The 12,867-nt window shown below is 65.4% G+C and carries 9 protein-coding genes, 1 tRNA gene and 1 pseudogene; 6 read left to right on the top strand and 5 right to left on the bottom strand.

Annotated elements, in window-relative coordinates; all coding sequences use genetic code 11:
- Window positions 1-11: 11 nt before the first annotated feature.
- Window positions 12-1,418 carry a 3-isopropylmalate dehydratase large subunit gene (leuC, locus tag DFR34_RS01445; RefSeq protein ID WP_110389359.1) on the bottom strand — a complete coding sequence of 469 codons (1,407 nt, stop codon included), beginning with the start codon at window positions 1,416-1,418 and terminating at the stop codon, window positions 12-14.
- A gap of 366 nt (window positions 1,419-1,784) precedes the next feature.
- Between leuC and DFR34_RS01450 the strand changes: the two genes are divergently transcribed.
- From DFR34_RS01450 to DFR34_RS01460, 3 genes are all read left to right on the top strand, one after another.
- Window positions 1,785-1,860: transfer RNA gene (locus tag DFR34_RS01450), tRNA-Met, on the top strand.
- A gap of 134 nt (window positions 1,861-1,994) precedes the next feature.
- Entirely contained in the window at window positions 1,995-2,249 is a 255-nt protein-coding gene (infA, locus tag DFR34_RS01455) for a translation initiation factor IF-1 (protein WP_110389476.1), read from the top strand.
- A 102-nt stretch (window positions 2,250-2,351) separates the two neighbouring features.
- Entirely contained in the window at window positions 2,352-3,932 is a 1,581-nt protein-coding gene (locus DFR34_RS01460; RefSeq protein ID WP_110389360.1) for an ABC transporter ATP-binding protein, read from the top strand.
- Window positions 3,933-3,953: 21 nt separating this feature from the next.
- On the opposite strand, the gene DFR34_RS01465 is transcribed toward DFR34_RS01460, so the two are convergent.
- Window positions 3,954-4,475 (bottom strand): MarR family winged helix-turn-helix transcriptional regulator, encoded by a 522-nt coding sequence (locus DFR34_RS01465; RefSeq protein ID WP_110389361.1) that lies wholly within the window; start codon window positions 4,473-4,475, stop codon window positions 3,954-3,956.
- Between the two features lie 85 nt (window positions 4,476-4,560).
- On the opposite strand from DFR34_RS01465, the gene DFR34_RS01470 reads away from it, so the two are divergent.
- A complete protein-coding gene (locus DFR34_RS01470; RefSeq protein WP_110389362.1) occupies window positions 4,561-5,442 on the top strand; it encodes an EamA family transporter in 882 nt (293 codons plus the stop codon).
- Here DFR34_RS01470 and rarD read toward each other — a convergent pair.
- Both rarD and DFR34_RS01480 read right to left on the bottom strand, forming a co-directional pair.
- Complete coding sequence (gene rarD / locus DFR34_RS01475) at window positions 5,418-6,368, bottom strand: EamA family transporter RarD (protein WP_245906782.1); 951 nt, start codon at window positions 6,366-6,368, stop codon at window positions 5,418-5,420. The two genes, DFR34_RS01470 and rarD, sit on opposite strands and share 25 nt — an antisense overlap.
- 178 nt (window positions 6,369-6,546) lie before the next feature.
- On the bottom strand, window positions 6,547-7,320 hold the full coding sequence (locus DFR34_RS01480) for a tRNA pseudouridine(65) synthase TruC (protein WP_245906783.1): 774 nt from the start codon (window positions 7,318-7,320) through the stop codon (window positions 6,547-6,549).
- 106 nt (window positions 7,321-7,426) lie between these two features.
- Here DFR34_RS01480 and dinG point away from each other — a divergent pair, with 106 nt between their 5' ends.
- Together dinG and DFR34_RS01490 are read left to right on the top strand one after the other, a co-directional pair.
- On the top strand, window positions 7,427-9,559 hold the full coding sequence (gene dinG, locus DFR34_RS01485; RefSeq protein WP_110389479.1) for an ATP-dependent DNA helicase DinG: 2,133 nt from the start codon (window positions 7,427-7,429) through the stop codon (window positions 9,557-9,559).
- Between the two features lie 182 nt (window positions 9,560-9,741).
- Window positions 9,742-10,029, top strand: a pseudogene (locus DFR34_RS01490) (DUF3579 domain-containing protein); the annotation flags it as partial.
- Window positions 10,030-10,317: 288 nt separating this feature from the next.
- Here DFR34_RS01490 and DFR34_RS01495 read toward each other — a convergent pair.
- Window positions 10,318-12,840 (bottom strand): DNA translocase FtsK, encoded by a 2,523-nt coding sequence (locus DFR34_RS01495; RefSeq protein WP_110389364.1) that lies wholly within the window; start codon window positions 12,838-12,840, stop codon window positions 10,318-10,320.
- Window positions 12,841-12,867 lie beyond the last annotated feature (27 nt).

Raw genomic sequence — 12,867 nt, forward strand, 5'->3', positions numbered from 1 at the left:
GTGGGCTCCTGTCAGAAACTGCGCACGTCAACAAAGTGGCCAGCCAGCGCGGCGGCGGCGGCCATGGCCGGGCTGACCAGATGGGTGCGCCCGCCCTGGCCCTGACGGCCTTCAAAGTTGCGGTTGGAGGTCGAGGCACAGCGCTCGCCCGGCTCCAGGCGGTCGGCGTTCATCGCCAGACACATGGAACAGCCCGGCTCGCGCCATTCAAAGCCGGCTTCGACAAACAGGCGGTCCAGCCCTTCGGCCTCGGCCTGCGCCTTGACCAGGCCCGAGCCCGGCACCACCAGCACGCGCTTGACGTTGGCGGCTTTTTGGCGGCCGCGAATCACGCTGGCGGCGGCGCGCAGGTCTTCGATGCGCGAGTTGGTGCACGAGCCGATAAACACCACGTCCACCGGGATTTCATTCACCGGGGTGTTGGCGGTCAGGCCCATATAGCTGAGCGCGCGCTCGATGCCGGATTTTTTCACCGGATCGGCTTCTTGCGCCGGATCGGGCACGCGGTCGGCCACGGTGACCACCATCTCGGGCGAGGTGCCCCAGGTGACTTGCGGCAGGATGTCTTCGGCTTTGAGCTCAACCACGGCGTCAAACTGCGCGCCTTCGTCCGAATGCAGGGTTTTCCAGTAAGCCACGGCTTGATCCCACATCGCGCCGGTCGGCGCCAGCGGGCGGCCTTGCACATAGTCGATGGTGGCTTGGTCCACCGCCACCATGCCAGCGCGGGCGCCGGCTTCGATGGCCATATTGCACAAGGTCATGCGGCCTTCCACCGTCAGGCCGCGAATGGCGCTGCCGGCAAACTCAATGGCGTAGCCAGTGCCGCCAGCGGTGCCAATCTTGCCGATGATGGCCAGCGCCACATCCTTGGCCGACACGCCTGCGCCCAGCTGGCCTTCCACCGAAATCAGCATGGACTTGGATTTTTTTGCCACCAGGGTTTGCGTGGCCAGCACATGCTCGACTTCGGAGGTGCCGATGCCGTGCGCCAGACAGCCCAGCGCGCCGTGGGTGGAGGTGTGGCTGTCGCCGCACACCACGGTCATGCCCGGCAGGGTGGCGCCTTGTTCCGGGCCCATGACGTGAATCACGCCCTGGCCTTGATCCTTGAACGGAAAGTAAGCGCGCGCGCCCACTTCGCGGATATTGGCGTCCAGGGTTTCCACCTGCTGGCGGGAAATCGGGTCCTGAATGCCCTTGTCCCAGTTGTCGGTGGGGGTGTTGTGGTCGGCGGTGGCGACAATCGAGCCCACGCGCCACGGCTGGCGGCCGGCCAGCTTCAGGCCTTCAAAGGCTTGCGGGCTGGTCACTTCGTGGATCAGGTGGCGGTCGATGTACAAGAGCACGGTGCCGTCGGCTTCTTCGTGCACCACATGGCTTTGCCAGAGTTTGTCGTAAAGCGTTTGTGCGGTCATGGTTGCGGCTCGCTTGTGCGGGAAAATTCAGCCCGAATTATGCCGCTGCCCCGACCTGAACGGAACTGAAAATAACAGACGCAGCCATCGCCAATCACGATGGCTGGATGGGTTTTATAACCAAATAAAAATAAATGCTCGACTTATTCCCAATGAGCTGTTATATTGGCGGTTCGTTGGTTGTTTTGGTCGTTCATTTTCGTTGTACAGCGGATGACCGGCCGCCCGATCTGGCGCCCCGTAGTGCTACGGCGCGGCGCCCTGGCATCAGTCATGAAGCATCAGGCGGGGAGTGCTTGAAGTCCCTGCACCAGTTTATTCTGGCGTTGCCCTCGTTCTTGCGAGGGGCGGCGCCTGCCTTTCAGACGCGGGATGGAGCAGTTGGCAGCTCGTCGGGCTCATAACCCGAAGGTCACAGGTTCGAGTCCTGTTCCCGCAACCAGTTTTCCGCCTCCTTTTTCCTGCATTGCATGTGCTGTGCCGAAACCGGATACGGTGTTCTATTGATTCGCGCGTAAGCCCTGCATGGTCTGGCGCGCACCGTGGGTCGCCCCGGCGCGGCCTGGGAGCCTGGCCATGGCCAAAGAAGAACCGATTGAATTTGAAGGCCGCGTCAGCGAGCTGCTGCCCAACTCCACCTTTCTGGTTAAACTGGACAACGGCGCTGAAGTGATTGCCTACGCCTCGGGCAAAATGCGCAAGCATCGCATCCGCATTCTGGCGGGCGACCGCGTCACCGTGGAAATGTCCCCCTACGACCTGAGCAAGGCACGGGTGAGCTTCCGCCACAAAGACACCAACCCGCGTCCGACACCGGCCCCCAGCCGCTAAAGCAGCCCACGGGGCGGGTTTCTGGCCACGCCCCTCACCGTCCGTGCAACACGGCCGGTATACTACGCAGGTCTGAATCGTCATCCTCAGGACCTCGCCCCGATGGCCACCCCCTTGCTGCACATTGATCAGCTCACCGTCCGCTTTGGCGCTGCCGAAGTGGTGCGCCAAGTCTCGCTGGATATCCACCCCGGCGAAAAACTCGCCCTGGTGGGCGAATCCGGCTCGGGCAAGACGGTGATGGCGCAAGCCGTGCTGCGGCTGAACCGCGAAGTGAGCTACCAGGGGCGCATCGAGCTGGACGGCGTCGGCGATGTGCTCAGCCTGTCCGAGCACGCCCTGCGCGGCGTGCGCGGGCGCGATGCGGCAATGATTTTTCAAGAGCCAATGACCGCGCTGAACCCATTGTACAGCGTGGGCAACCAAATCTGCGAAACCCTCACCCTGCACCTGGGCCTGAGCCCACGCCAGGCGCGCGCCGAAGCGCTGGCGCTGCTGGCGCGCACCGGCATCCCCGACCCGGCCAGCAAGATCGACAGCTATCCTTTTCAGTTATCCGGCGGCCAACGCCAGCGGGCGATGATCGCCATGGCGCTGGCCTGCCGCCCGCGCCTGTTGATCGCCGACGAACCCACCACCGCGCTGGACGTCACCGTGCAAGCGCAAATCCTGGATTTGCTGGCCGATGTGCAGCGCGAATTTGGCATGGCGGTGTGGCTGATCACCCACGATCTGAACCTGGTGCGCCGCTTTGCCGACCGGGTGGCGGTGATGCGCGCCGGGCAGATTGTCGAATCCGGCCCGGTGGCCCAAGTATTTGCCCAACCCGCGCACGACTACACCCGCCAGCTATTGGCCAGCCGCCCCGGCCGGCTGGTGGACGCAGGCGACCCCAAGGCCGCCGAAGTGGCGCGCGCCGAGCAATTATCGGTCAGCTACCGCCAACGCGCCGGCTGGCTGCGCAGCCGCGACATCCCCATTCTGCGCGATGTCTCCCTGCGCCTGCGCGCCGGCCACACGCTGGGCATTGTTGGCGAATCCGGCTCGGGCAAAACCACGCTGGGCCTGGCCCTGCTGAAACTGGTGAATGCGCAAACGCGCGGGCGGGTGGTGGTGGCCGGCCAGGCGCTGGACGGCCTGCCGGCGCGCGCACTGCGCGCATTTCGCCGCCAGGCGCAAGTGGTGTTTCAAGACCCGTTCTCCAGCCTGTCGCCGCGCCTGACCGTGGGCGAAATCGTCGGCGAAGGCCTGGCCCTGCACGAACCCCAGCTCAGCGCCAGCGAACGCCAGGCGCGGGTGGCCGCCATGCTGGCCGAAGTCGGCCTGTCGGCCGACTGCCTGCCGCGCTACCCGCATGAGTTTTCTGGCGGCCAACGCCAGCGCATCGCCATCGCCCGCGCCCTGGTGCTGCGCCCGCAGCTATTGCTGCTGGACGAACCCACCTCGGCGCTGGACGCCTCGATCCAGCAACAAGTGCTCACCCTGCTGCGCGACGCCCAGCAACGCTACGGCGTGGCCTATCTATTCATCAGCCACGACCTGGCGGTGATCCGCGCCATGGCCCACGACGTGCTGGTGCTGCGCCACGGCCAAGTGGTGGAAAGCGGCCCGGCCGAACAACTGTTCGCCGCCCCGCAGGCGGAATACACCCGGGCGTTGTTGGCGGCGGCGCGGGTGGGGTGATGGAAAACGGGTATACCCCTCTTACATATCACGGCCCTTTTCCCCCTCGCCCTCCAGCCCCGCCATCCACTTCCCCAGCAAGCTATCCAGCTGCGCCAGTTCTGTCGCGTCCAGTGTGCTGGTGAGTCGATGCAGGTTGTCCACGTGCTCGCCAACCGCGCTGTCGATCAGCGCCAGGCCTTCGGCGCTCAGTTGCACCAGCACGCTGCGGGCGTCGGCGGGGTTGATCTGGCGCTGGATCAGGCCGCGTTTTTCCAGTTGTTGCAGTTGCCGGGTCATGGCGCCGGAGGTGAGCATCAGCGAAGAAAACAGCACGGTGGGAGCCAGGCGGTAGGGTTCGCCGCTGCGGCGCAGGGTAGCCAGCAAGTCGAACTCCCAGCTGGCCAGTTGGTGGCGGGCAAAGACTGTATCCAGGCGTTTTTGCACTTGAACGGCGCTGCGTCTGAGGCGGCCCACCGGGCCCATTGGCGTGACGTCAAGGTCGGGGCGTTCGCGCCGCCATTGTTGCAGGATGGTGGCGACTGGGTCGTTGGGCTGGCTCATGGGGACTCCTGGGGCAGGGAAATTATCTTGCATGTGAGATAAAAAGCTATTAGGCTGTATTATCTTACACAAAAGATAGTTAGCCATGTTTCCTGTGATGTCCGCCAGCGCGCGCGACGCGCTGCTCACGGCCTGTGCGCCGTTGATTTGGGGTTCGACGTATTGGGTCACCAGCCAGTGGCTGCCGCCGGATCGGCCGTTAACGGCGGCGGTGTGGCGGGTGCTACCGGCCGGGCTGCTGTTGCTGCTGTGGGCGCGGCAGTGGCCGGCGGCCGGCCAGTGGCGGCGGGTGTTCGGCCTTGCGGTGTTGAATATCGCCGTGTTTCAGGCGCTGTTGTTTGTTGCCGCGTATCGTCTGCCCGGCGGGGTGGCGGCGATTCTGGGCGCCACGCAGCCCCTGCTGGTGCTGGGTTGGGCGTGGTTGTTGGATGGCCAGCGGCCGGCGGGGGCGGTGACCACGGCAGCGGTGCTGGGGGTGGCCGGCATGGCCTTGCTGCTGAATGCGCCAGGCGCGCAGTGGGATACGGTGGGAGTGCTGGCGGCGGCGCTGGGCGCGGCGTCGATGGCCTGCGGCAGTTATCTGGCCGGGCGTTGGCAGGGTTGCCAGTTGCCGGTGCTCGCGCTGACCGGCTGGCAGCTGACGCTGGGCGGGCTGTGCCTGGCGCCGCTGGCCTGGGCGTGGGAGCCGCCCTTGCCGGCGCTCAGCCTGACGCAAGGGCTGGCGTATGGGTATTTATCGCTGTTTGGCGCGCTGCTGGCCTATGTGCTGTGGTTTCGCGGCATTGTCCGCCTGCCGGCGGTGGCGGTGTCGTCGCTGAGCTTGCTCAGCCCGCTGTCGGCGGCGGTGATTGGCGCGCTGGCGCTGGGCCAGTGGCTGCATGGCTGGGCGCTGGCCGGCTGGTTGCTCACCCTGGGCAGCGTGCTGGGCGTGCAGCGGCTCAGTCAGCGCCGCCGCTCGCGCCAGTAGCTGAGCAAGCCATGGCCGGAATACAAGGCCAGCGCGGTCCAGATCAGGCCAAAACCCACGGCGCGCGCAGCGCCAAACGGCTCGTGGTATAGCCACACGCCCAGCAAGAGCTGCATGGTCGGGCCGATGTATTGAATCAGCCCGACCGTGGCCAGCTTCAGCCGGCGCGCGCCGCTGGCGAACAGCAGCAAGGGCACGGCGGTGACCACGCCCGCGCCCATCAGCAAGGCATCGACGGCCAGGCCGTGCTGGCCAAACGCGCCTTGCCCCTGCCAATGAAACCAGGCCAGCGCCAGCGCGGCCAGCGGCGCCAGCAAAAAGGTTTCCAGCGCCAGGCCCTCCAGCGAGGGCAGCGGCGCTTGCTTGCGCAGCAGGCCATACACGCCAAAACTGGCAGCCAGCGACAGCGCCACCCACGGCAAGGCGCCCAGGGACAGCGTCAGCCAGGCCACGCCCAGCGCCGCCAACAGCACCGCCAGCGCCTGCGGCGGCGACAGCCGCTCCCCCAGAAACACCCGACCCAGCAGCACATTGACCAGCGGGTTGATGAAATAGCCCAGGCTGGCTTCCACCACGCGGTTTTCGTTCACCGCCCAGATATAAATCAGCCAATTCACCGACAGCAGCAGCGACGAGGCGACAAACAGCCCAAGCAGGCGAGGCTGGCGCACGCTGACAGCCAGCCAGGCCCAATGGCGCTGCCACAGCAAGACGCCGGCGACAAACACCGCCGACCAGACAATCCGGTGACACAAAATCTGCAAGGCCGGGGTTTGCCCCAGCGGCTTCCAGTACAGCGGGAACAAGCCCCAGATAAAAAAGGCGGCCATGGCAAACAGCACGCCACGGCGGGTTTCTTGCAGGGAGTCGGTCATGATGGGAATGGCGCAATCTGTCTGCTGGCTGGCGGACAGCGCAAAAAACATGGGTTGGGAATGGCTCCCCATGGTAACCGGGAAGCTAAGGGCGGCCAAGGGGCGTACAAGCAATACGCCAAGATCGAGCGGCAACCCTGAGCGCCGCGGATCAAGCCCAGCGTGGCGATCCTGGCCAGGTGCATGCCCGCAGACATGGCAAGCTCAGGAGGGTTTTGTGAGCGGCTTCTCAGAGTCGGCTGGCGTCCTGCCAGGCGTCGCCCCAGCCCAGTTCGGTCAGCACATGCAAAAACTCTGCCGATGGTGGGCAATGCAAGGTCAGTGTTTCACCGCTGACCGGGTGTGGCAGGCGCAGCCCGGTGGCGGCCAGCAGCAGGCGGTTGACGGCAAAGCGCTCGGCAAACATGCGATTATGCCGGCCGCGGCCGTGGGTGGCGTCGCCGATGATCGGGTGGCTGATGTGCTTGAGGTGGCGGCGCAGCTGATGGCGGCGGCCAGTGTGCGGGGTCAGCGCCAGCAGGGCGTAGCGGCTGCTGGGGTAGCGTTCCACCGCCACGGGCAATTCCACCGTGGCCAGCCGCTGATAGCTGCTGTGCGCCGACTGGGGCGGCGCTGGCGTCACCGGGCCGGGTTCGCGCTCGTCGGGTTGGCGCGACAGCGGGTAATCAATCTCGCCTTGCGCGTCCGGCCAGCCGCGCACCACGGCCAGATAGCGTTTGTCCACCTGCTGGGCCTCAAACGCCTGCGACAGCGTGCGCCCGGCCTCGGGGCTGAGGGCAAACAGCAAGATGCCCGAGGTGCCCTTGTCCAGCCGATGCACGCCATACACATGGCGGCCCAACTGGTTGCGCACGGTTTGCAGGGCAAAGCGGGTTTCCTGGCGGTCGATGGGCGAGCGGTGCACCAGCAAGCCGGAAGGCTTGTGCACCGCCACCAGATGCTCGTCCTGATACAAAATCGGCAAGCTCAAATCGTGGGGGTCAGCGGTATCAGGCAGCATCATCGGTCGCAGCAGGCAAAACGCGCAGCATAGCAGGCGTGCGCCATGGGCAACAGTTGCTGTCGCCCTGGCCCGCCCGGCATTCCGGCCTTTGCGCTACAATGGCGCCATGCTCACCGACGCCGAAAAAGACGCCATCCGTCACCATTACCAAGCCATCGGCAAAAGCCTGCCGGGCTTTCGTCCGCGCGCCGCCCAGCGGCAAATGCTGGCCAGCATTGCCCAGGCGTTTGCCCGCAGCAAGCCGCGCGAGGGCGACGCCCTGCCCGAGCGCAATGGCGAAAGCATTGTGGTGGTGGAAGGCCCTACCGGCGTGGGCAAGAGCCTGGCCTATTTGCTGGCCGGCTGTGTGATGGCCAAATCGCGCGGCAAAAAGCTGGTGATCAGCTCGGCCACCATCGCCCTGCAAGAGCAACTGGTCAACCGCGATTTGCCCTTTGTGCTGAGCCACAGCGGCCTGGAGGCCAGCTTTGCCCTGGCCAAGGGGCGCGGGCGCTATCTGTGCCCCTATCGCCTGTACCAGCACACCGCCGACGCCAGTCAGGGCGAGCTGCTGGCGCCCGACCCGAATATGCTGCTGTGGAATCACAAACCAGAAAAACGCGAGCTGGAGCAGCTCAAGCGCATGGCCGATGCGTTTTATTATCGGCGCTGGGACGGCGACCGCGATGCGTTTGACGAAACCGTGGAAGACCGGCTATGGAGCCGGGTGACCAACGACCGCCACGGCTGCCTGAAATCCGCCTGCCCCAACCGCAGCGAATGCCCGTTTTATGTGGCGCGCGACCAGCTCGACCAGGTGGACATCGTGGTGTCCAACCATGATTTGCTGCTGGCCGACGCCTCGATGGGCGGCGGGGTGATTCTGCCGCCGCCCATCGACACGTTTTACTGCATCGACGAAGCCCACCAACTGGCCAAAAAAGCCATCAATCAATTTGCCGCCGACCACCAGGTGCAGCAGGCGCTGTGGTGGCTGGACAAGCTGGACGCCACCGTCGGCCGCGCCGAGGCGCTGATCAGCCGCAAAGAGCTGGCCACCCAGGCGCTGGACGCCGCCACCGGCTGTGCGCAGGGCCTGGGCGAGCTGGCGCAGCTGCTCACCCCGCTGGCCCAGCTGGAGCCCAGCGCCGACGAGCCCGAACCCACCTGGCTGCTGGAAAACGGCGAGCTGCCGGAGAATATGGCGCTGACCGCCGCCAATTTGAATGTCTCCGCCGCCACCTTGCTCAAGCAGCTGACCGCCGTGCAGGATGCGCTGGTGGAAGCGCGCCGCGACAAAAACGAAGACAGCGGGCAAATCGACCAACTGGGCAGCGAGCTGGGGTTTTTTATTGCCCGCGCCGAGGCGCTGGCGGCGGTGTGGGCGCTGATGTGCGCCACCCCACCAGAAGGCGCGCCGCCCATCGCCAAATGGATCACCACCCGCCAGCCCGGCAGCGGCCGGCGCGACTGGCAGGTGTGCGCCTCGCCCGTGTCGGCGGCGGCGGATCTGGCCAATAATCTGTGGCGGCTGGCCGCAGGCGCGGTGCTGACCTCGGCCACGCTGCGCTCGCTGGGCTCGTTTGATTTGCTGCTGGCGCAAACCGGGCTGAAATGGCTGGGCGACACCGAATGCGTGGCGCTGGAGTCACCGTTTGATTTTCAGCGCCAGGGCGAGCTATACGTGCCGGCCATGCGCGCCTCGCCCAAGGATGCGCCAGCGCACACCGCTGAAATCATCCAGCTCTTGCCCAAGCTGATCGACGCCGCCGCGCCCCTGGGCACTTTGGTGCTGTTCACCTCGCGCAGGCAGATGCAGGAAGTCCACGACGGCCTGCCGGCCGAGCTGGCCGCCTGTGTGCTGGTGCAAGGCAGCCTGCCCAAGGCGGTGCTGCTGGCGCGCCACCACGAGCGCCTGGCCGCCCAGCAGGCCAGCGTGATTTTTGGTCTGGATTCGTTTGCCGAAGGGCTGGACTTGCCCGGCGAAGCCTGCGTGCAAGTGATTCTGGCCAAGCTGCCGTTCGCCATGCCGGACGACCCGGTGGGGCAAACGTTGTCGCAGTGGATTGAATCGCGCGGCGGCAACCCGTTTATCGAAATCACCGTGCCAGAAGCGTCGATCAAGCTGATTCAGGCCGTGGGCCGGCTGATCCGCACCGAAACCGACTACGGCCGGGTGACCATCCTGGATAATCGCCTGTTGCGCCAGGCTTACGGCAAGAAACTGCTGGCCGCGCTGCCGCCCTTTCGCCGCTTGTAGCGCCAATTGGCACAATCCGCCACAGCGGACGCTTTTTTCACGCAAACTGCCGTAGCGTGATTCAAGAGCGAACGAAAAAGGCGTAGAATCGAAAAAAACGCGATGTGCACCGACCAGCTCAGCTGGCGGATGCTCATCCACCCCTCCCTCTCCGCGAGAGACACACCTGGCGTTCTGGCAACATGATCTGTAATCCTTACGAAATCATTATTCAAGGCATCACGTCCGAGGGGCGCACTTTCCGCCCCAGCGACTGGGCCGAGCGCTTGTCCGGCATCCTGGCCAGTTTTGGCGCCGACAAGAAAATGTCTTACCACAGCTATGTCCGTCCGCTGATGATGGACAATGTCCGCTGCGTGGCGGTGGACAAGAAACTGGAAAAAATCGACCCTCGCGTCTACCAGTTTCTGCTGTCATTCGCCAAGGACAACGACCTGCGCGTGGTGGATTGCCGCACGCTGATCGACGAAGTCTATCCGAACCAGTTTTTGGGCTGAAGCAGCCCATGCCGCCGGCGCGGGGAATACGCCGGGGGCATTAAGAGCGGCCAACAAAACTCAGCGCAGCGATCCTGGCTAGACGCGCGACCGCAGACAGTACGGGTAGTACGGCAAGGTCGTGCAACAACGCCAGGAGGGTTTTGTTAGCCGCTCTAAACATGTTCGAAAACGAAAAAGCCTGCCCATGACCACATGGCAGGCTGTTGGTATTGGCCAATCCGCGGAGTAGCTGGCCGGGCGCATTGCGCCCGGCGGTGGTCAAAGGCTGACGGCCAGCACCTTGCGGTGACCGTTAGCGTCGGCCGCCGAGATCACGCCAGTCAGCTCCAGGCTGTCCAGCAGGCGGATGGCGCGGGTGGCACCGATATTGAATTCGTTTTGCAGCAGCATCACCGTGGCCTTGTCCAACTGGCGCACCAGCGCCACAGCATCGTCGTACAGCGGGTCCAGCGCCACTTCGGATGGATCCGCCACCCGATGCGGACGCGGCAAGCCCACCGAGGGCGCGCCTTCCAGCAGGCCATCCACATAATCCGGCTTGCCGGTGCGGCGCACAAACTCGGTGACCTGACTGATATCAGCCGGGCTGACATCAGCGCCGTGCACCCGTAGGGCATAATCACTGCCCGGCGGCTTGTACAGCATATCGCCCTGGCCCAGCAGGGTTTCGGCGCCCATCTGCTCCAGAATCAGCCGGCTATCCACCTTGGATGCCACCTGAAACGCCATGCGGGTGGGAATATTGGCCTTGATCAGGCCTGTGATCACCTCGGCCGAAGCGCGCCCAGTGGCCAGCACCAGATGAATGCCGGCCGCGCGGGCTTTTTGCGCCAGGCGGGCCAGGCGCTCTTCCACCTGCTTGCCTCCCTGCGCCATCAGCTCGGCCAGTTCATTGACCACCACCACGATGGCCGGCATCAGTTCCAGCGGTTTAAGGTCGTCCGGCTCGCTGAACGGGTCGGCAATGCGTTCGTCGCGGCTGTCGGCTTCGCGCAGTTTTTGGTTGTAACTGGCCAGATTGCGCACGCCCAGCCGCGCCATCAGCTGATAGCGGCGCTCCATCTCGCTCATGCACCAGCCCAAGGCAAGAGCAGCTTGCTGCATATCGCTGACCACCGGAGCCAGCAGATGCGGCAGCTCACGATAGGCGGCCAGGCTGTGCTCGGGGTCGATCAGCAGCAGGCGGGCTTCTTCCGGGGTGGCTTTATACAGCAGCGAGAGCAGCATGGCGTGCAGCGCCGTGGTCTTGCCCGAGCCGGGCGCGCCGGCCAGCAGCACATGCGGCATGCGCGCCAGGTCGGCGGTCATGGGCTGGCCGCTGCTGTCCACCCCCAGCGCCAGGGTCAGCCGCGACGGGCTGTTGCGCCAGGCAGGGCTGCGCAGCGCCACAGACAGCAAAATGGGCTGGCGCTGGCGGCGGGGGTGCTCCAGCGCCATGCAGGATTTACCAGGCACGCTATCCAACAGGCGCAGTGAATCCACGGCCAGCGCCTGGGTCAATTCACGGGCCAGGGTGGCGCGGCGTTCCGGCGCGATGGCATCACCGGCTTCGAACTCATAGCGGATCACCACCGGGCCCACATGGGCGCTCAGCACGGTGGCCGGCACCCCCAGGGCCAGTAGCGCCTGTTCAACGCGGGTTTTGTCTACCGTTTCCTCGTCGGTGGCCGCGTCTGGCGGCAGGCGTTGCAACAGGGTATCGGGTGGCAGAGGCGCACTGGGCAGCAGCAGCCGGGGCGGGCCATGGCGGCGCGGCACTTGGGCGGGCACGGTGGAGGGCTGCGCCTCAGGCATGGCCGCCGTGGGGGAATCACGCTCGGTGGCTGATGTCGGCTCGTCTTCGCTATCCAGCGCCAGCACCGGCGGCTCGTGGCTGGCTGCGCTGGCGGTTGCTGCATGGTGATCTGCCGGGCTGTCTGCCTGTGCGGCGATGTCTGCCTGTGCCGGATGCTCATCCGCCAGTGTGGGCTCGTCACCCAGCCGTGGCTCGATGCGGCTGCCGCTGGCCAGCGGAGCGGCTGGCGCCTCCTCGGCCGGGCTGTCGGCGACAGGTTCGCTGGCCACCTCGGCAGCGGGGGCTTGGCTGGCGGGCGAGCCAGCATGCGGGGTGTCCAGCATTTCTTCGCCCAGGCTGCGCTGCCACAACCGGCGCACCGCCAGCGCCAGGTATTCCACCCCGGCGCCAATAGCTTCCATCAGGTTCAGCCACGACACATGGGTGAAGGCGGAAAACCCCACCAGCATGGCTATCATCAGCAGCAGTGAAGCGCCGTTGAAGCCCAGTGCCCGGTGCAGCGTCTTGCCCAGCATGTCGCCGACAATCCCGCCAGCCGACAGCGGCAGCGCCACGTCCAGGCTATACAAACGAATGGCCTCAAACGCCGAGCTGGACAGCAACAGCACGGTAAACCCGCCATACACCGCCAGACCCGCCCAACTGAGCAGCTCGGGCGAAAAGCGCTCGTCGTCACGCTGGCCAAACCAGACCATCAGCGCGGCATACAGCGGCAGCCACCAGGCTGACAGGCCAAATACAAACAGCAGGATGTCGGACAGCCAGGCACCTGGCGCGCCCATCCAGTTATGGGTGTAGGGCAGGTCGGCACTATGTGACCAGGCGTTGTCATCCGGGGAGTAACTGGCCAGCGCGGCCACCAGCAGCAACACACCCAGCGTCAGCGCCAGGCCAGTGGCCAGGTGCAGCAGGCGGGACAGCTTGGGGGGCAGCGCCGGGGCATCATTGCGCACCGCTGCCGGCTTACGTTTTTTCAGAAATGACATGACTCGCGTCTGGGGTCGGAACCGCGC

Source organism: Rivihabitans pingtungensis, assembly GCF_003201855.1.
In the GTDB taxonomy this organism is placed as follows: Bacteria; Pseudomonadota; Gammaproteobacteria; order Burkholderiales; family Aquaspirillaceae; genus Rivihabitans; species Rivihabitans pingtungensis.